The following is a 19173-nucleotide window of genomic DNA, read 5'->3' on the forward strand; positions in this document are numbered from 1 at the left end:
AGCTAAGGTATAAAATCACATTAAAATTACCAACTCTTAACCTTTAGAGAACACCTCTTCCGGTAAAAAGTACTATTTTTGACAATCTCAAACCAAAAGCTTCGGACATCTACAATGAAAAGGATTCTTTACAGCCTGCTGATCGCCGCCGTGATTCTGCCGGGAGCGACCGCACACCTTCAGGCCCGGGACCGTAAACCAAAGACCAGCAAAACTGTTCAGGCCGCCGAACCGGTCCGCAATGTCATCCTGATGATCGGCGACGGTATGGGCCTTGCACAGGTAACCTCCTACATGCTTCGCGGCGGGGCACCGCTATCGCTCGCTCGCGCCCAAAGCATCGGCCTGCAATCGACTTTCTCCGCTTCGAGCGAAGTGACCGATTCCGCAGCGGCAGCCACCGCCCTGGCCACCGGCACAAAAACCAATAACGGTATGATCAGCATGACTCCCGACAAACAACCGCTCCGGTCTGTCCTCGAGCGGGCCGCAGCGGCAGGCCTGGCGACCGGACTGGTCGATACGCATGCCATTACCGATGCGACGCCCGTCGCATTTATCGGACACAACGAAAGCAGGAAAAACGAAGACGACCTGGCGGCTGATTTTCTCCGTACGGATATCGACCTGTTTATCGGCGGCGGCCGGGATCATTTTGAAAAGCGTTCCGACGGCCGCAACATTTCGGACGAGTTACGCGAAAAGGGCTACACGGTCGCCTACTCGCTCGACACTCTCGCCGCACTCGACAAAAGCCCCGTCGGGATCCTGCTCGCAGACAAATCGCTGCCGCTCGTCTCACAAGGACGCGGCGATATGCTGCCCCGGGCAACCGACCAGGCGTTACGGTTGTTATCTGCCAACGGCGACAAAGGGTTCTTCGTCATGATCGAGGGATCGCACATCGACAACGGCGGCCACGACAACAATGCGGAAACCGTACTTTCCGAAATACGGGATTTTGATGCCGCTGTCAAGATCGCACTGGATTTTGCCGACCGCACACCGGGTACGCTGGTGATCATCACCGGCGACCACGAAACGGGCGGTATGACGCTGCCTTCGGATGAAAACAAATTCGACATGGGTAAGCTCCAACCGGGCGATAAAAACCGGGCCACCGTCCAATTTTCGACCAAAGGACACACGGCGTGCCTGATCCCTGTCTACGCTTACGGCGCGGGTGCGGCACGGTTCAGCGGTTTCATGGACAACACCGATATCCCGAAACGAATCGCAGAAGCACTACATCTGGAATAAGTCAAAATAGTCGTCGCCGGAACAACATCCATTCACCGGACATCAGACACAAGGCAGAAGGGGCGGACGATCCGCTCCTTTTTGTATTTCTCCGGCACGCTTCCCCTTGCAGATGTTATAATCCGCAATACTGAAAGCCGGCCCGTGGCCCGGTTTCAAAACTTTCCCTCTTCCCATTTTCTTCTGGTATAAACAAGCAGGGCCGCATCATAAGATGCGGCCCTGTAATTTTTGAGAGTGAAAGTCCTGTTTATTTGGCAACTTTCTTATCGTAGTGCTTTGCGTAGCGGCTCATAAACTTATCAACGCGTCCTGCGGTGTCAACCAACTTCATCTTACCGGTGTAAAACGGGTGAGAGGTGTTGGAAATTTCCATCTTATACACGGGATAGGTTTCGCCATCTATTTCGATGGTCTCCTTTGTCTGGATGGCGGACCTGCACAAAAACACATGATCATTCGACATATCCTTGAATGCCACTAAACGATAGTTCTCAGGATGAATCCCCTTTTTCATGGTTGTTTGTTTTACAATTAATATGCTGTTGCGGTCGCAAAGTTAGCAAACCTTTCCGCTTTTACAAAGCGAAACCGCCGGAAAATCGATCGCAACCCCTATTTTTATTACTTATAACTGATAACCAGAACTTTGGAGTATTCCCAAAATTTCCGCTTATCCTTGATAATCAACGATTCATAAACACCCTTCTCATCCTGTACGAACTCATACGATCCGGCCGGATGCGAGCTTACGAGCGTCACTTTCTTCTGCCCGATCACTACGCTGTCGAAATGACGGATATCGACTTTCGTAAAGCTGTCGAGGCTCCGGCTCTCGTTGATCTTCAGCGTCCGGCCGATAAAACCGCTTTTGTAGACAATCTCCTTGGCGAGCAATTCTTTCTCCGAACCGACGATGTAGTAAGCGGTGTTGAGAATATCGGTCTGCCCCTTGACCTCGCCTTCGAGCGAGGCCTTCGCCTCGGAAAGGCCGGTCACCTGTGTATTGAGCCCCGAAACCTGTTCGTGCAGTTCAGCGACCTGCACATGCATCTGTTCGAGGTTGTTTTTCAGCATGACGATCTCCTGATCCTTGGTCTCCACCTGCTGCCGGAGCTGTGCGATCAACTTCTCCATGTTCGCGATATTGATATTCGCTTTCTTGAGTTGATTGGCCGACTGCTGCAACCGGGCGATCGTCTCGCGGTTCTGCAACAGCAGTTGGTTGATCGCTTCGACATCCTCGTTGATCTGCGTAGGAGTCTGGTTACGGATCTCTCCGTTGTCGATATTCTTGTTGATGATCTTCTCACGCACCTTGATCGCATTGAGGTTTTCGGCCACGGCATTCATCGACGCGAAGACTTCGTTGATCATCGAATCCTTCGCGGCCACCACGCGTGTGAGCGAGTCCTTGATACTCTCGACCTGGTCGGCGCCCTGCCGGTTCACGCAGGAAACCAGCGGAAGCAAAAACAACAACAGAAAAGCAAACTTTTTCATCATGCTATACGGTTAGGGAAACTTTTAAAAAGCCACTTTGATACCCAAGCCGAAATCAGCGGCATGGAATCCTGTATGCCCTGCAAAATTCAGGCAAGGTTTGTAATCGACGGAAAAAGCGAGCGGAATCGACGCGATTTTGTATTCCAATCCTACGATGCCGTTGATACCGGCCGTGAATTTCGTGTCGCCGTGTTTCTCCCAGCCGCCGAGGTTCACACCGCCGCCGTAATAGAAATGGAAACCGCTCGTAATCACCGGTATATTACGTTCATAAAGGGCATACACATTCACCCCTTGCACGAAATCGACAAGGGCCTCGATCGAATTGGCCGGATCGAAATTATATTTCACGCTCAGGCCCGTGGCCGTTACGCCGCCACGGACACCGATCGCCCAGTTATAATCCTGTGCATGGGCGCGGATCGACGAAACACCTACCAGTACAAAAAGGATAATCAGGAATTTCTTCATAAAACAATTTTCTAAAAATTCGACAGCAACCGTAATGTATCGATTTTCTCCGGAAATATCCGAAAATTCCGGGCAAAATTAATAATTATCTCTGCATTTATCATTCCACAGGTAAAATATTGTTTCCGGGGTGTCCTCGGCTACGACAAATGCCCTACCGCGTCGCCGTTCGCTCCTCGGGGAGTACCGCCTCCGATGACTGTTTCCGTTGCTTTCGCCGGGATGACTTGCCTTTCCGGTCCGGCACGACCGTTTCCCGTGACCCGCCATCCAGCGGTTCTCCGGCAGCAGGCATTAAAAGTGAGTCGGCTTTCTGAACCGTTGTATCGGGCAATATCCCCTGCTGGCGCAACAAAAGCGTATCGGCAGCGGTCAGTTCCTCGCTCTTGAGGGTCGCCTCCGAAGGCACATGTACCGCCGACGCGACACTCAGTTCGCTGAGGGTAGCCGCCTCGACGCCCCGATGGAAGATATCGGTTATGCGCCGCCGCAGATTCAATCGGGTGGAATCGATCAGTTCGACATAGGTCGGCACGTCGACGCTCTTGTAACGTGCCCGGCAGATGCGGAATTTAAATTTATCCGGATTGCCGTAAATATCGATCCCGAGCCGGAACGGGATCGGTGATTTGAGCACCGAAATATGGTAGTCGAAACTCATATCGAGCTTCTGCACGCCGCTGACGGCCGCGCGGTAACGATCCATCTCGATCACGAACGGGAAAATTTCAATCTGGTTGTCACGCACGAGCATCTCGACCGAAATCTTGTCGATCATATTCCGTTTCTTGTTCTTGAAATGGAGCATCTTCGAGATCTCGGTAAACGTCTCGCCGTCCAGCAGCACCATGTTCTCACCGTGAATGCGGCACGCCGCATTGACCGTCGGCATCAGGAAGTTCATCGACGAGTCGAGCGCAGCGGCGGCAGCCAGCTGGCAATCGACCACTCCTTCGAACGAACGCAGCATCGGCAACATCGTATCGACCGAAGGTAACAGTTTAATCAGCCGGTCGACCTGTATTTTTTTCATCTCAAGGTCAAAGCCGGTGGTGATATCGGTACGGCTCCGGGTCGCATAGAGGGCCGTAAGCGTCAGTTCGCCCGCATCCGTCACTGCCGTCAGGTCGTTCAGCTGCAAGCAACGGTCGCGCACGACCAGACAGCCCGAAAGCCTGTTAAGAATCAGGTCCGCATACACTCCGTAACGGACATCCAAGTCGACATCCATCTCGACGTTGGCGGGGATGACGATCAGCGGACTCTGCGATGCGGTATCGGCCTCGGTTTTCTGCTCGATCATCTGCTGCAGATGTTCCTGGGAAGTGGCTTGCCGCAGGGAATCTTTGTACCCTTCGCTCGAAGAGGCGTAAGCCGCCCCGGCATTGGCCGCCTTGACCAGTTCGTTGACATCCAGCGTATCGGACTCGATGTTCATATCCACGACAAGCTTGCCGCGTCCCAGCAATGCCCGGCGCAAATTGGACACCTTGCCGGTCAGGTTCAGTTCCGACACCCCGCTGTGGATGGTGGTTCCGCGCAAATCGATCCGGTCGGTCGTAAAGCTGACATCCACATTCCCCAGTGTATTGGTCAACGGGAAATACGGGGTAATCACCCTGCCTCCGGCAGCGGTAATGCTTCCCTTCGCATTCCAGCGGCGCAGCAGTTCACCGATCGACCGGTCAACCCGCATATCGATATCTTCGCCTGCAAAATCGTCCTGGACACGGCGGGATGCACCACGCGCCTGCCTGCGCAGCGCACGATTGTGGGCCATCAGCGAATCGCGCGGTACCGCAGGATAAACCCGCTGCAACGAATCGAGCATACGGTCGCGCTGCTGCGCCATCCGGCGACGCGTATTGAACAATATTGCCTCGAGATTCACATCTGCGCCGCGCAGTACGTAGATATTCTCCAGACTGCGGGCAGCAAGGCCTCTGGATTCGATCCGCGTGCGGATCATCGGCACCTGGGGATCGGACGCCGAAGGCAGGATGCTGAACGCAATGGATGCATTGCCAGCCTTCACCCAGGTCGAATCAAGGCCATTAACCTCCACATAACGCGTGCGTACCGAACCCGTAAACGGATGCACAACGGTCGTATCGCCGCTGAATACCGAAGCTGCGTTGCGCATTTTAAGTTCAGCCCCGGAGACAGCGACGGCCATCTGGTCTTTCAGGTTGACGTGTATCGTGTCGGCCTGTACCTCAAGATAGACCACCTGCGTACCGGCTGCGATCAGTGTATCCTGTTCCGGAAGGTTCGGATTCGCCCCAAGACTGATCCGGGTTCCGTTTGCAACGAGCCGAAGCGTATCCTGCGGCATATCGACCAGCATATCATTGAGCGTAACCACCGCATGGACACGGGTCTGCCCGATCCTGCGCGGCGTGAGTTCACTGAGACGGCACGCCAGATCGGCGTCGATGCCGACGATACCATGCGCTACAATCCCTTTCTGCTTGGAAGGAAACAGTTCGGTAAGCGTACCGAGATTGATCGAGCCGTGCATGTTGCCCTTGACCCGGGCGTCCCGCAGCACATCCCACGCCGTACCGTCCGCCCGGAATTTCATTCCGATTCCATCGACCGAGAGCTTGCGCAGGATCACACCTGTGGAATCGGAACGGGACGGATGGTAAAACAGCGACGCATCGAGCAACAGATTATCGATCCGCGCCCGACTCCCCCGATAACCGAGGTAACCGCCGTCCACTTTGCAATCGAGCCGGACACTCGGCAGTACACTGCCGTTGAAACGGTACGTTCCCGTTATCTTCGTCTCCAGGTCAGCCGTCAGGTCGGTTTCGACACGCTGTACGGCAGGCATCAACTCGACCGGAATCAGGCCGAACGCCTGTTTGAATCGCAACGGATTGACCCGGCAGGTCATATCCGACACGATACTGTCGGCCGCCACCGTCACGTTGCCGTCGAACACTGCCGGGATATCGTCCACCTTGAAAGCCAGCTGATCAAGCGCAATTCCGCCCGAATTTTTCGTATCGAATGCAAAGCCCCCGGAAAGCGACAGCGGCAGGGAGCGGGCGTAACGAACGGCCTCCTGCTGCATCGAAGCTTTGCCTCCGAAATCGATTTCATAACGTTGGCTGCGGTGCCCCCGTAGCCGCAAATGCAGTGAATCGAGCGCCGCCTCCACCCGGTCGGGACGGCTTTCGTACCGTATGCGCCCGCCTTCGAGCAGCAATTCGCGCACCCGGATACCGAAAATCGTAGAAAGATCGGTCGCCGTCGTATCGGCGGTCGTATCGGCAGACGTATAAATATTCCAGTTGGCATTGCCCGCCGGAGACACAAAAGCGTAAATATCGGGATCGACCAGCTTCAACTGGCGGACGGCGATCTGCGCGGCGAGCAGGCGCGGCAAGTTCAGCGTCACCGCAAACTCTTTGAACCGCAACAGGCTGTCGGCCCGCTGCGGCACGTATCCGCGCAACGAGTCGGGAATCCCGGCAAAAACGCCGGAGATCACCTCGCCGTTTTTCAACTCCAGGCTGACGTGCGGAAAATTCTCGAACAGCGACAGCCGGACAGTATCGAAATGCACCTCTGCATTGAGGTATTTGGTCGCGACACGGTTCACCAAAGGCGTCAGGCGCGGCGGCGTCAAAACCAGCCAGACCACCCCACCCAGCAGGACGAACAGTCCGGCCAGCGAGACGGCGACAATCAGCAGCACCTTGATCAGGCGCCTCCACCAGGGCTTTCGGGATTTTCCTTTTTCCTGATCCGGATAAGCCCCCCCACTCAGGCTCTCCGGCCTGTTCCCGCCGCTGGCGGGACCCGAAACGGTCATTTCAGGCATCGATGAAGTATCCATAGATTCCATGCGCTCTAAGTTAGGCAAAGATATCTATTTTCGCAATAAAAATGCCGCTTCCATCCGGGAAGCGGCATCCGACTACAGGAGGTCATCTCCCGTTAAATTTATTTAAAAGTTATTTATAAGACTCCTCGAAAATCCGGATAATATCGGCATCGGTGAGCGGTGCGGGATCGAGCCCGAACAGGCCTCCCATCGCATTGCGCGCCAATTGGACCAGACGCGGAAAATCTTCGCGGCGAATGCCGTAATCCGACATCTTGAGGTTATCCACCCCGCACGCATGCTGCAACTCCCTGAGCGATTCGACGAACACATAAGGTTTGTCCTCTTCGCGCATACAGCTCAGGTCGGCGCCGATATTGCGCGCCATTTCGATAAAACGGGCCGGAGCCAGCGGTGCGAAATGGCGATAGTAAGCCAACGAGATCATAATCAACCCGGCTCCGTGCGGCAGGTCAGGATAGAGGCCGCTCATCGCGTGTTCGAGCGAATGCTCGGAGATACAGCACGAGGTCGACTCGACCATTCCCGAAAGCGTATTGGCCAATGCCACGTTCGTACGCGCCTCCAGGTCGGAACCGTCGGCAACGGCACGCGGCAGGTAAATGGAGAGCAGACGCATGCTCTGGAGCGCAAGGGCGTCGCTCACCGGTGTGGCCACGCTGGCGAGATATCCTTCCGAAGCATGGAAGAAGGCATCGAATCCCTGGAATGCCGTCAGTTGCGGCGGTACCGACAGCATCAGCTCGGGATCGACGACCGACAGCACAGGAAAGAGTTCGTCGCAGCCGAAACCCACTTTATGGCGGGTTTCGTCATGGGTAATGACCGTCCACGGGTCAGCTTCGGTTCCGGTACCCGCCGTCGTCGTAATCGCGATGACAGGCAGCGCCCCCGCCGGTTTTTTGCCTCCTTCGACATAATCCCAGTAATCACCTTCGTTGGCCGCAGCCAATGCGATGGCTTTAGCCGAATCGATCGGGCTGCCGCCGCCCAAGCCGACCACGAAGTCGCACCCCTCGGCGCGGCACAGCGCAGCCGCCTCGCGCACATGGCTCAACAGCGGATTGGGCAGCACCTTGTCAAACACGACGCTCTGCGTACCGTGATTTTTTTTCAACAGCTCCACCACCCGGTCCAGGTAGCCGTATTTTTTGACGGACTTCCCCGCTGTCGTGACGATCAAAGCTTTCTGGCCAGGCAGTTTCGCCGCAGCCAATTCATCCAGTTTGCCGGGGCCGAAAAGCACCCGTGTCGGAATGTAAAAATCGAATTTTTCCATCTTTTTTGATTATCTGTTTACACTCGTGTCCTTTCGTGTCATCATGCCGGCAAAAGCCGTGCAAATACCGGCCGGCAGTTCCGACTCCAGATTCCATGCCGGACATCCGACCCCATACGGGTGACACCTGTCCGTATCCTGCGGAAAATAAAACAGAGGTGCACTTTGCCAGAGTACACCTCCATTATCTTCAGAACCTCCCCTCCGGCAATGCCGCGGATCAACCGCAACAATCCGGGACGGGGTATGGGCGACTGCCTGTCACCCAAACGACTGCCTCCTTATAACGCTTTTTTATACAGCGCTTCAATCTCCCCGAGAGTCACCTTGCGCGGATTGCCCGGGGTGCAGACATCGTTAAAGGCCGACTGAGCCAATTTGCCCAAATCGCTCTCTTTCACTCCCAGTTCACTGAGTTTCTGCGGAATGTTGATGCGGACCGAGAGAGCTTTCACGGCATCCACAGCAGCCTGCGCAGCCTGATCTTCACTCATCTTCGAAGTATCGACACCCATCGCCCCGGCGATCTTGCGGTACTTGGCCTTTGCGGCAGGCATGTTGAATTCCATCACATAGGGCAGCAACAGCGCATTGGCCACGCCGTGCGGAATATCGTAAAACGCACCCAGCGGGTGGGCCATGCCGTGCACGAGGCCGAGACCCACGTTCGAGAAGGCCATGCCGGCGATATACTGCGCCGTAGCCATCGCATCGCGCGCCTCGATATCCGACGGGGTCTCAACGGCCTTGGGCAGCCACTTCGCAATCATTTCGATCGCCTTGAGTTCGAACATATCGCTCATCTCCCAGGCCCCGAGGGTAATCAGTCCTTCGATGGCATGCGTCAGTGCGTCCATACCGGTAGCGGCGGTCAGCCCGCGGGGCATGCTGAGCATCAGCTCGGGATCGATTACGGCCAGCGTCGGGATGTCGTTCGGATCGACGCAAACCATCTTCTTCACATTCTCCTCGTCGGTAATCACGTAATTGATCGTTACCTCGGCAGCCGTACCGGCCGTGGTTGGCAGGGCAATCACGGGAACCGATTTTTTCTTGGTCGGAGCCACGCCCTCAAGCGAAACCACATCCGAAAACTCCGGATTGTTGACGATAATACCCACCGCTTTCGACGTATCGATAGACGAACCGCCGCCGATCGCAACGATAAAGTCCGCTCCGACAGCCTTGAACGCGTCGATACCGGCCTTCACATTTCTCACGGTCGGGTTCTGTTTCACGTTATCGAACACCTCGTAAGGAATGCCGGCAGCCTTCAGCACATCGGTCACCTGTGCGGCAACGCCGAATTTTACCAGATCCTTATCGGTAATCACCAGAGCCTTTTTGTAGCCGCGCTTGGCCACCTCCTCGGCGATCACTTTACGCGATCCCGGGCCGAAATAGGATGTTTCGTTAAGAATAATTCTGTTTACCATGATTTTATGTGTTTATATGTCTTTAAAAACTTAAGCCGAGCCAATAACCCGATTCCGACCGATTCTGCGAACGACCCCGGTTTTCCCTCCCGGTTCCGGCCGGTTACTCCACTTTCACCTTGACCACCGCCTTTTTCACGCGGCCGTCGCCCACCAACGGCGCATGCGCATCCTGCGGGAAAAAGATCCCGATTTCGCCCTCGCCGAGGGTAAAATAGGTCGAAGGCTCGTCATCGTAAAACATAACGTCCTTTTCGGTGTTCATCGCCCCGCGCGGAGCCGCGCAACGCGAACGGTCCTTCCAACCGAAACCCTCACGGCCCGAAAGCACGATCTGTATATCGATATAGCGGTCGTGTACCTCCAGCGCCGCATCCGCCGGTTTTTTGAGATCCCGTTCACTGATCATCAGGTAAGCGTTGTCACCGTCGATCGGATACCGGCCTTCGGGCAGACCGGAAAGATGCGCCTCCTTCAAATAGGCGCATACCTTCGCAAAATGGCTGTTCAGCGCATTGTAGGAAGGCAGGTTGGTTAAGGTGTCGAGTACCATTGTCTTTGACTGTTTATAGATCCTGTACGTTATTACGTTATACTGAACGATCAATCCCTTTTGAGCCGCACGTCCACGATCACCGGGTTGTGGTCGCTCCATTCGGGCTGTTCGCTGCGGTAGCTCACCGTTTCGAAATCGTCCGAATGGAACAGGTAGTCGATCCGCAGCACGCCCATCAGCCGCCGGTAGGTAAAGACCATACCCTGTCCCTTGCGCTTGAACGCATCGACGAAATCCCCCCGCATACGGCGGTAGGTGTAAGACATCGGCGTATCGTTAAAATCGCCGCACACGATCACCCGCGGGGTTCCGTCGTGGATGCGCAACGCCACCGAATCCGCCTGCTCCGCCCGTTTCATAAAATTGCGTTTGAGCTTGCGGGCGATCCCTTTCGCCTTGTCGTTGCGCAGCGTATCGGACAGCGGCTCCGTGCGCAGGAACTTCCGGTCGTTCTCGTCGATTTGGGTCGTTTGCAAATGGTTGTTGAATACGCGGATCGTATCCTTACGCACTGCAATATCCACCCACATCGCGGAATTCTGCGATTCGGGAAAAACCATGTGATCCTTACCCACGATCGGATACTTACTGTAAACGGCTATCCCCCATCCCCCGTTGTCCCGGATCGTCTGGGCAAAATAGACCGCCTTGTACTTCAGCGGTTCGAGCAGGCTGTCCAGCACGGCCCGCCGGTTGATGTAGTTGACCTCATACTCCTGCATGCAAACGACGTCGGGATCCTCGGCCCGGATATATTCGGCGATCGCACGCATCTTGCTCTCGGGCTTGCCGACCGTGTTGCCCCAGAAACCGCCCACATTGTAGCTCAGGATACGGATCGTCCCCTCTTCACGCGGCTGCTCGTAGGTTTTGCCCCACTGCGGCCGGAAATATTTGCCCACATTACCGAGTCCCAGCACGAATACCGCCAGCGAAAGCCATGCGATCGAGCGCCACCGTACCGTCCAATAGAGCATCAACAGTGCATTGGCGATGTAAATGAAAGGGGCGGCCAAGCCGAAAAATGCGAACCAATAGACTGTATTCGGATTGACATAAGGGGCACAATAAGCCAGTATCAAAGCCACGGCCACTGCAAACGTCAGTACATAGAGCAGCAGGTCGAAAGCCGTTGCCAGCCCTGACATCCATCCGTAGCGTTGTTTATGCTCCCTTGCAGCCATGAACGATCAATCGACAATCAATAATAAATCTTGCCCTTCTTCTTCCAGTAGTAAAGCAGGAAAAAGCCGAAGATCATACCGCCCACATGCGCGAAATGCGCCACTCCGCTTTGCGCTCCCGTAACACCGAGCGACAACTCGAGCAGACCGTATCCGATTACGAAATACTTGGCTTTGATCGGAATGGGCGGGATCAGCAGCATAATCATCGCATTGGGATACATCATGCCGAAAGCGAGCAGCACGCCGAATACGGCACCCGATGCACCGATGGTCACCACGTTGGCCCGGGCTGCGATCATACTCTGCATATAGGGGGTCATCGCACCCATCTCATGTGCCGCAGCTTGCAGCCGGCTGATCTCGATCCAGCTCACGCCCATCTGCAACAAACCCGCACCGATACCGGTAATCATATAATAGATCAGGAAACGCTTGCTGCCCATGTCGTATTCGAGCGTGCGCCCGAACATCCACAACGCGAACATATTCATGAACAGGTGCGCGATGCCGCCGTGCAGGAACATGTGCGTAATGAGCTGGTAGAGCCGGAAATTCGGGCTTTGCCACGGATAGAGGCCCAGTTTGTCGATTAGCAGGTCCCCGAGCCCGTTGGGCAGGATCACCTCAGCCAGAAAGAACAGCGCGTTTATGATAATCAGGTTCTTGACCACCGGAGGGGTCGTGAAGGCCCCGTTGTTAAATCTCATAAAATTCGTTTTAACGTTTAAAATCGTTTGGCCAGCTCTTCCCGCGTAATACGGATCAGTACCGCCCGGCCCGAAGGCGTGAAAGCAGGTTCATTGCAGGAAGCCAATTCGTCGAGCAGCGGCGCCACCGCCGCTTCGTCAATTTTCGCCGCGCCGGAAGCGCCGCGCCGCGCCAATATGGCCGCCAGATCGCGTACCTTCTCACTTTCCGGCACACCGCCCAATTCGCGCACACGGGCAAGCGCTTCATGCAAAGCGTCCTGCACCATACCTGCCGGCAATTCGGGCGGGATGCCCGTTATCTCATATGTAACGCCCTCCCCTGCCCCTTTGTTATCCGCCGGACCATTTTCAGCCGTAACACCCGCAGGCCCGTTTGCCGAAAATTCAAAACCGAGCGAGGAAAGCTCCTCGCGGATCTCCGCCATCAACCTTCCGTCGGCAGGCGACAGTTCGATCCGTTCCGGAAAAAGCAATTGCTGGCTCACTGTGGCATTATTGCCCAGCAGGCGCAAATACCGTTCGAACAACACCCGCTCCCGAGCCCGCCCGACATCCACGACGGCCAATGCATCGCCCAGAGTCGTTGCATACAGGCGGTCGCTCAACTTCAACTGCCCGCAAAACCCGGCCGTCCCGCCCAGTTCGAGACTCTGCTGCACCGGTTCGGGCTCCCCTTCCAGAAATGCCTGCAACGCACTGTCCATCTCATCGAACCGATCGGCCAAACCTGCATCCCCCGCACGGGAATCAATCTCATAAAGGTTCTGCCACCCGTCGAGCGGGGCAGTACGGGGCGATACACCTCCTCCGGCCGGCATTTTATGCACTTTTTCCTTAACCGTATCGGTCCGGAACGGGTTAAAATCGGGATTGACGCCGATTTCCGGCTCCCGATAAACGGTTCCTTCCCGGTATACGGGGATATCAATCGAACTGTCGATCTCGAAATCCATCAGCGGCACCACGCCCAGTTTACCGAGCGATTCGCGCACCGCTGCATTGAATATCTGCCAGATCGCCTGTTCGTCCTCGAACTTTACTTCCGTCTTCTGCGGATGCACGTTCACATCGATCCGCTCCGGTGCGACGGTCAGGTAGAGGAAATAGGGCGGCTGCGTCTCCGGGGCAATCAGTTTCTCATAGGCCTGAAGCACCGCTTTATGAAAATAAGGCGAGCGGAAGTAACGGCCGTTTACGAACAGGTATTGTTCCCTGTTCGTCTTTTTAGCCACCGACGGATGGCCCACGTATCCTTCGATCTTCACGATCGAGGTCTCTACGGCCACATCGAGCAGGTTATTGGCCAGTCCTTTGCCGCAAATGCCGGCGATCCGCTGCCGCAAGTTCCCTGGGGGCAGGCTGTAAACCAACGTATCGTTGTTGTAAAGCGTAAATTCGATTTCGGGATGGCACAACGCCACCCGCTGGAATTCGGACGTCAGGTGACGCGCCTCGACGGTCGGTTCCTTGAGAAAACGACGCCGGGCCGGAACATTGAAGAAAAGATTTTTAACCAGGAATTGCGTCCCGACGGGAGTTTGTACGGGTTCCTGAGCGACGAATGCGCCGCCGTTGATGGTCACCCGCGTGCCCACTTCCGCCGAAGCGGTACGCGTACGCAACTCCACCTCGGCCACCGAAGCGATCGACGGAAGCGCCTCGCCGCGAAAACCGAACGAATGCAGGCGTGAGAGATCCTCGACCGAAGCGATTTTCGAGGTCGCATGGCGTTCGAACGCCATGCGGGCATCCGGTTCGTTCATGCCGCAACCGTTATCGACAACCTGGATCAGTGCACGGCCCCCCTCCTTGAAATTGACCGTCACCGAAGTACTTCCAGCATCGACGGCATTTTCCAGCAACTCCTTCACGACCGAAGCAGGCCGTCCTACGACTTCTCCCGCGGCAATCTGATTCGCCACGCCATCCGGCAATACTCTGATCTTTTCGATATCCATCGGCGATTCTCTTCCTATCGGTTCACCAATACCAGAAACAACACCCACAGCACGGCCGCCAGCAACAGAAGCATCCGCAGCGCCATACCGCGCCGGTTCCGGCGCCCTTGGCGGCGCGACGCAACGATCCCGCGGCGAAGGTGCAATCTCCACTGCTGTCCGGAATCCTCTTCCACACCGGCCGTTTCGGGCCTCTTTCCGTTCTGCGGTTCTGTTAGCATAGCGGGTATCTCCCCGGGGTATTATTCACTTTAAAACGCAAAGATAAAAACAGTTTGCGAACTATTTTACGTTCTACCGAAAAACAGTCCGCAAACCTTTTTTGTTTCGTCAAGCGGCCGATTCTCGTGAAAGAACCGCCTCGGGCAATCATCCCCTACCGGAAAAAACTCTTCATCCGGTCGAACAGGTTGCCGCCGGCAGTCGGAGCCGCCTCCTTGAAATTGTCCCCCTGCGATAACTGCTCGAGCAGGCGTTTCTCCTCCGCATTCACCTTGGCCGGGATCGGAATGTTGACCACAACCAACAGGTCACCCCGACCGTAACCGTTCACGTCGGGCACCCCTTTGCCGCGCAAGCGCAGCACCTTGCCGGCTTGCGTACCCGGCTCGATCTTGATCTTGGCCCGGGCATCGACGGTGGGAATCTCGGTCGAAACGCCCAGCACAGCTTGGGGAATCGTCAGATTAAGATTATAGATCAGGTCATTACCGTCACGCACGAGCTCTTTGTCCGGCTCCTCCTCGATCAATACGAGCAAGTCGCCCGGAACGCCGCCATGTCGCGCCGCATTGCCTTTGCCGCTGACAGAAAGCTGCATGCCCTCGCCGACCCCCGCCGGGATTTTGAGTTCGATCACCTCCTCGCCGCGCACGGTACCTTCACCGTGGCATTTCGGACAGGGATTCGTAATGATCTTGCCCTCGCCGTGGCAGGTGGGACAGGGCTGGGTCGTCTGCGTCCGGCCGAAGAAAGTATTGACCACTTGTGAAACATAGCCCGACCCATTACAGGTCTGGCAGGTCGAATAGGAATCCTTGTCTTTCGCCCCGGTTCCGCCGCACTGGTCGCAAGTAATTTGCTTGTTGATTTTCAGTTTTTTGGTTGCACCGTTAACGATCTCCTTGAGCGTCAGTTTAACCTTGATGCGCAAGTCCGAACCGCGGCTGACCCTGTGGCCGCCTCCACCCCCTCCGCTGAAACCACCGAAACCGCCGCCGCCACCGAAATGGCCGCCGAAGATATCGCCGAACTGGCTGAAAATATCTTCCATCGTGAAGCCACCGCCGCCGAAGCCGCCGCCGCCGAAACCGCCGGCCCCGGCACCCATGCCTTCATGGCCAAACTGGTCGTAACGTGCTTTCTTGTCGGGGTTGCTCAGCACATCGTATGCTTCGGCAGCCTCTTTGAACTTTTCTTCGGCATCCTTATCGCCGGGATTTTTATCGGGATGGAATTTAAGTGCCGCCTTGCGGTATGCCTTCTTGATCTCGTCGGCACTCGCCCCGCGGTCGACACCAAGCACCTCATAGTAGTCTCTTTTCGCCATAACCGTTATTCTCCAACCACTACTTTCGCAAACCGGGTAACCTTATCCTTGAGCTTGTAGCCCTTCTGCACTACGTCGATGATCTTGCCTTTCTTGGCCTTTTCTTCCACAGGCACTTTCGCCACGGCTTCATGCAGGTCGGTATCGAGCTCCCGGCCCAGCGCCTCGATCTCCTCGACACCGCGCGAACGGAGCGTATCCATCAGCTTCTGGTGAATCAGCAATACCCCCTGGCGCACCGAAGCGACATCCTTGGCCGTCTCCATCGCCGCCAATGCCCGGTCGATATCATCCATTACAGTCAGCATCGCCTTGATTACGTCCTCGCAACCGGTAGCCACCAACTCCATCTTCTCCTTGAGGGTACGTTTCCGGTAATTGTCGAATTCAGCGCTCAGGCGCAGGTATTTATCCTGCCACTCCTTCGCGGCCTCTGCCATTTGTGCCGAATTGTCACCGGCTGCCTCCGGGGTATCTGTCACACTGTCAGGTGTAGGATCGTCGGATGAGGGCTCATCGAAATTCATCTGATCCCCCACGGCCCCGCCAATAGGCTCGTCGTCAAGAACTTTAGTGTCTACGTCTTCTTTTATCATGATTCAGGATATTATACTTTATATAATGGGTCTCGCAAATAATATACCAACAGCAAAAGCAAAAACCGAATGCAAAGGTAACGCAAAACGGAACAAAACCGGCCATATCTCCCTGTCCTTTTCAGAAAATTGTCCCACGGGGCAAAAAAATACTAGTCCCCCGATTGTCAAACAATCATCCACAAAATTCGACGATAAAAACACTTTTAGATTTGATTTTCAAGAAAATATTTCAACACACATAAAAAACAAGAATACTAATCGATAAAAAATATTATTATTTTCATGCTACTATGTATTGCATAGTATTAAAATTATTTCATATATTTGCATTACCAAACAAACACTACAAAAAATAATACGACATGAAAAACTATTCGCCGCTTTTATCCTCTGCGCATTCACGAGCCTGGGCTTATCCGCGCGAACGCAGAACGACCGTCCCGTCACACTGAAAGGACACGCCGTGACCGAAGAGAAAGCCCCGGTAGATTATGCCACCGTCATGCTGACGGCGAAAGCCGATTCGACGAAAGTTTACGGCTCCATTACCGACGAAAAGGGCGGCTTTACCGTGGAAATGCCCAAAGGCAGCTACCGGCTGAAAATATCCTTCATGGGATACGACAGCTTCGAACGCGAAGTAAACCTCGCGGCAGACACCGATTTGGGCGAACTGACGATGAAACCCTCGTCGGTGATGCTGGACGAAGTGGTCGTCACTGCGAACATGGTTACCCGCGAAGCCGACCGTTTCGTGGTCAATGTCGCGGCGACTCCCCTTTCGGCGGGCAAAACCGGCAAGGAGATGCTCGCGCTCTCGCCGGGCGTCTGGATTACCGATAAAGGCGACCTGTCCGTGAACGGACGCGGCGGGACACAGGTAATCGTGAACGACCGGGTACTCAAAGAGACGGGCGAAGAGTTGGTCGCCTACCTGGAAAACCTCAAGGCCGAAGATATCCTGAAAATCGAAGTCATCCCTTACGCAGGAGCCGAGTACGATGCGAACGCCACGGGCGGCGTGATCAAAATCACACTCAAGAAACAACGCGAAGAAGGTCTCGAAGGAGCCGTCAGCATGCGTTATTACACCTCCATCGTAGACCAGAAAGCCTGGAACTATCAGCCCAGCCTGAACCTCAACTACAAATACAACGCGCTGAGCCTTTACTCTAAAGTGGGTTACCGCCGTAACAACTGGACCGGCGGCAACATGGAAAGCGACCGATTCCTGGACCGGGACCGGATCATGGATGCAAACACCGGTATGGCACATCGCCAATCCCACACCACTTTTCAACTGGGCAGCGTTTACGACATCAACGACAAGCAAAGCGTCGGTGCAGAGTTCAATATGACCGAAAATCCTTATCACAACAACACCGACGGTACCGCACTCGCAATTGAAAGCGGAAACTCCCTCACGTCACAATCGCTTTCCCGTAGCACAACGGACTACTCGCTGATGAGCTTCACGGCGAACTACTCGCTCAAACTCGACACGCTCGGCTCGACTTTCAAGACCGTCGCAAACTACACCTACCGCAATAAGGAAGATTCGGTATATTACCACACGAACTACAGCGGCATGATGAACTACGACAGTACTTCGCGTTACATGCCCACCGCGCGGTACGACATGTTCGCGATACGCAGCGATTTCGACATCGCGCTCAGCAAAAGCTCCAAACTCGCTACCGGATTAAAATACCAACGCAACACGATGGATAACGTCAATCCTTACGACTACTTCAAAAACGATATTTGGATCCCGCTGCCCGAACGCAGCAGCATCAACAAGTACACCGAGAACATCGGGGCGCTGTATGCCAGTTTCTCGACCAAATTCCGCAACAACACTTCATTGCTCGTGGGCCTGCGGGGCGAATACACGTACGCCGTACCGGCCACCAACAGCCAATACGTTTCCGAGCGACAAAAGTATTTCGACCTCTTCCCGAACGCGAACCTGTCGATTCCGCTGAACAAAAAACAGAGCCAGATGATTATCCTCGGTTACGGACGCAAAATCGGACGACCGTCATTTTGGCAACTGAGCCCATTCCGCCAACAACTATCCGACTATATGTTCATGGAAGGCAACCCAAAATTAAAACCGTCCTATACAAACGATTACACGCTCACCTGGGTGCTCTTTCGCAAATATACGCTGACGCTCGGCGCACAGGAGGTAAAAGATGCGTTCAGTATAATCGTCGACACCGATCCTTCCGACTCGAACATCCAAATCGCCCGGCAAAGCAATATGCCCAAACGGATGAATTACAACGCGAGCCTCAGTATCCCGGCCCAGATTACCAAATGGTGGATGCTCAACGCGAACCTGAACGGCAGCCGCAACGAGAACACGCTGATGCAACGGGACGTACCTCAAAAGGAGATTATCTTTACTTTCCGCGGAAACATGAGCAACACCTTCACCTTCAAGAAAAACTACAATTTCATGATCGAGGCATTCTACATGAGCCCGTCACTGGAAGGAAACGTCCGGGTGGGGGCCTTCCACATGGTCAATGCAGGCCTGAAAGGCAACTTCTTTGACAAAAAGCTGACAGCGACTTTTTATGTATACAATATCTTCGACATGCGCGGGTCGACGATCACCTTCCAACAAGACAACACCTACACACGTTTCAATCAATGGGGCAACTACCGCTCGCTCGGCCTTTCGCTGCGCTACAGCTTCCAGGCCGGCAAAAAAATCAGGGTCAAAACCGTCGACGGCAGCGAACAAGATAACGGCGGCGGAGGTGGAGGAGGATTTTAACTTTCCAACAAAGAT

The 19173-nt window shown here is 54.8% G+C and carries 15 protein-coding genes; 2 read left to right on the top strand and 13 right to left on the bottom strand.

The genetic code is table 11. From position 1 onward, the window contains the following. The first annotated feature begins 114 nt into the window (after nucleotides 1-114). A complete protein-coding gene (locus NQ495_RS03690; protein ID WP_009134305.1) occupies nucleotides 115-1260 on the top strand; it encodes an alkaline phosphatase in 1146 nt (381 codons plus the stop codon). Between the two features lie 250 nt (nucleotides 1261-1510). On the opposite strand, the gene NQ495_RS03695 is transcribed toward NQ495_RS03690, so the two are convergent. From NQ495_RS03695 to NQ495_RS03755, 13 genes are all read right to left on the bottom strand, one after another. Further along, complete coding sequence (locus NQ495_RS03695; protein WP_009134304.1) at nucleotides 1511-1777, bottom strand: type B 50S ribosomal protein L31; 267 nt, start codon at nucleotides 1775-1777, stop codon at nucleotides 1511-1513. A 107-nt stretch (nucleotides 1778-1884) separates the two neighbouring features. Further along, on the bottom strand, nucleotides 1885-2766 hold the full coding sequence (locus NQ495_RS03700) for a Cbp1 family collagen-binding glycoprotein adhesin (protein WP_009134303.1): 882 nt from the start codon (nucleotides 2764-2766) through the stop codon (nucleotides 1885-1887). A gap of 21 nt (nucleotides 2767-2787) precedes the next feature. Then, complete coding sequence (locus NQ495_RS03705; protein ID WP_009134302.1) at nucleotides 2788-3237, bottom strand: hypothetical protein; 450 nt, start codon at nucleotides 3235-3237, stop codon at nucleotides 2788-2790. A 154-nt stretch (nucleotides 3238-3391) separates the two neighbouring features. Beyond that, nucleotides 3392-7096 (bottom strand): AsmA family protein, encoded by a 3705-nt coding sequence (locus NQ495_RS03710; RefSeq protein WP_040294535.1) that lies wholly within the window; start codon nucleotides 7094-7096, stop codon nucleotides 3392-3394. Nucleotides 7097-7205: 109 nt separating this feature from the next. Next, nucleotides 7206-8375 carry an iron-containing alcohol dehydrogenase gene (locus tag NQ495_RS03715; protein WP_009134300.1) on the bottom strand — a complete coding sequence of 390 codons (1170 nt, stop codon included), beginning with the start codon at nucleotides 8373-8375 and terminating at the stop codon, nucleotides 7206-7208. 281 nt (nucleotides 8376-8656) lie between these two features. Continuing rightward, nucleotides 8657-9811 (bottom strand): lactaldehyde reductase, encoded by a 1155-nt coding sequence (gene fucO / locus NQ495_RS03720; RefSeq protein WP_009134299.1) that lies wholly within the window; start codon nucleotides 9809-9811, stop codon nucleotides 8657-8659. A 103-nt stretch (nucleotides 9812-9914) separates the two neighbouring features. After that, entirely contained in the window at nucleotides 9915-10364 is a 450-nt protein-coding gene (locus tag NQ495_RS03725) for a YhcH/YjgK/YiaL family protein (protein WP_009134298.1), read from the bottom strand. Between the two features lie 50 nt (nucleotides 10365-10414). Continuing rightward, on the bottom strand, nucleotides 10415-11515 hold the full coding sequence (locus tag NQ495_RS03730) for an endonuclease/exonuclease/phosphatase family protein (RefSeq protein WP_009134297.1): 1101 nt from the start codon (nucleotides 11513-11515) through the stop codon (nucleotides 10415-10417). A gap of 53 nt (nucleotides 11516-11568) precedes the next feature. Further along, a complete protein-coding gene (locus tag NQ495_RS03735) occupies nucleotides 11569-12261 on the bottom strand; it encodes a rhomboid family intramembrane serine protease (protein WP_009134296.1) in 693 nt (230 codons plus the stop codon). A gap of 17 nt (nucleotides 12262-12278) precedes the next feature. Then, on the bottom strand, nucleotides 12279-14222 hold the full coding sequence (mutL, locus tag NQ495_RS03740) for a DNA mismatch repair endonuclease MutL (RefSeq protein WP_009134295.1): 1944 nt from the start codon (nucleotides 14220-14222) through the stop codon (nucleotides 12279-12281). 14 nt (nucleotides 14223-14236) lie between these two features. Next, nucleotides 14237-14443: a hypothetical protein gene (locus tag NQ495_RS03745; RefSeq protein ID WP_009134294.1), complete on the bottom strand. Its 207-nt coding sequence runs from the start codon at nucleotides 14441-14443 to the stop codon at nucleotides 14237-14239. 155 nt (nucleotides 14444-14598) lie between these two features. Continuing rightward, nucleotides 14599-15771, bottom strand: a complete 1173-nt coding sequence (gene dnaJ, locus NQ495_RS03750; RefSeq protein WP_009134293.1) for a molecular chaperone DnaJ — start codon at nucleotides 15769-15771, stop codon at nucleotides 14599-14601. A 5-nt stretch (nucleotides 15772-15776) separates the two neighbouring features. Further along, the gene (locus NQ495_RS03755) at nucleotides 15777-16367 is read right to left on the bottom strand and encodes a nucleotide exchange factor GrpE (protein WP_009134292.1); all 591 of its coding nucleotides are present in this window, start codon (nucleotides 16365-16367) and stop codon (nucleotides 15777-15779) included. Between the two features lie 466 nt (nucleotides 16368-16833). Between NQ495_RS03755 and NQ495_RS03760 the strand changes: the two genes are divergently transcribed. Further along, entirely contained in the window at nucleotides 16834-19158 is a 2325-nt protein-coding gene (locus NQ495_RS03760) for an outer membrane beta-barrel protein (RefSeq protein ID WP_040294533.1), read from the top strand. Nucleotides 19159-19173 lie beyond the last annotated feature (15 nt).

Origin of the sequence: Alistipes indistinctus YIT 12060, from assembly GCF_025144995.1 — a bacterium.
GTDB lineage: Bacteria > Bacteroidota > Bacteroidia > Bacteroidales > Rikenellaceae > Alistipes_A > Alistipes_A indistinctus.

Excerpts from the sequence above, each read along its gene's own strand:
- NQ495_RS03725 (WP_009134298.1), bottom strand. The coding sequence starts at position 10,364 with ATGGTACTCGACACCTTAACCAACCTGCCTTCCTACAATGCGCTGAAC.
- NQ495_RS03730 (WP_009134297.1), bottom strand. The coding sequence starts at position 11,515 with ATGTCAGGGCTGGCAACGGCTTTCGACCTGCTGCTCTATGTACTGACG.
- NQ495_RS03700 (WP_009134303.1), bottom strand. The coding sequence starts at position 2,766 with ATGATGAAAAAGTTTGCTTTTCTGTTGTTGTTTTTGCTTCCGCTGGTT.
- NQ495_RS03710 (WP_040294535.1), bottom strand. The coding sequence starts at position 7,096 with ATGGAATCTATGGATACTTCATCGATGCCTGAAATGACCGTTTCGGGT.
- NQ495_RS03705 (WP_009134302.1), bottom strand. The coding sequence starts at position 3,237 with ATGAAGAAATTCCTGATTATCCTTTTTGTACTGGTAGGTGTTTCGTCG.
- NQ495_RS03745 (WP_009134294.1), bottom strand. The coding sequence starts at position 14,443 with ATGCTAACAGAACCGCAGAACGGAAAGAGGCCCGAAACGGCCGGTGTG.
- fucO (WP_009134299.1), bottom strand. The coding sequence starts at position 9,811 with ATGGTAAACAGAATTATTCTTAACGAAACATCCTATTTCGGCCCGGGA.
- NQ495_RS03735 (WP_009134296.1), bottom strand. The coding sequence starts at position 12,261 with ATGAGATTTAACAACGGGGCCTTCACGACCCCTCCGGTGGTCAAGAAC.
- dnaJ (WP_009134293.1), bottom strand. The coding sequence starts at position 15,771 with ATGGCGAAAAGAGACTACTATGAGGTGCTTGGTGTCGACCGCGGGGCG.
- NQ495_RS03715 (WP_009134300.1), bottom strand. The coding sequence starts at position 8,375 with ATGGAAAAATTCGATTTTTACATTCCGACACGGGTGCTTTTCGGCCCC.
- NQ495_RS03690 (WP_009134305.1), top strand. The coding sequence starts at position 115 with ATGAAAAGGATTCTTTACAGCCTGCTGATCGCCGCCGTGATTCTGCCG.
- NQ495_RS03695 (WP_009134304.1), bottom strand. The coding sequence starts at position 1,777 with ATGAAAAAGGGGATTCATCCTGAGAACTATCGTTTAGTGGCATTCAAG.
- NQ495_RS03755 (WP_009134292.1), bottom strand. The coding sequence starts at position 16,367 with ATGATAAAAGAAGACGTAGACACTAAAGTTCTTGACGACGAGCCTATT.
- mutL (WP_009134295.1), bottom strand. The coding sequence starts at position 14,222 with ATGGATATCGAAAAGATCAGAGTATTGCCGGATGGCGTGGCGAATCAG.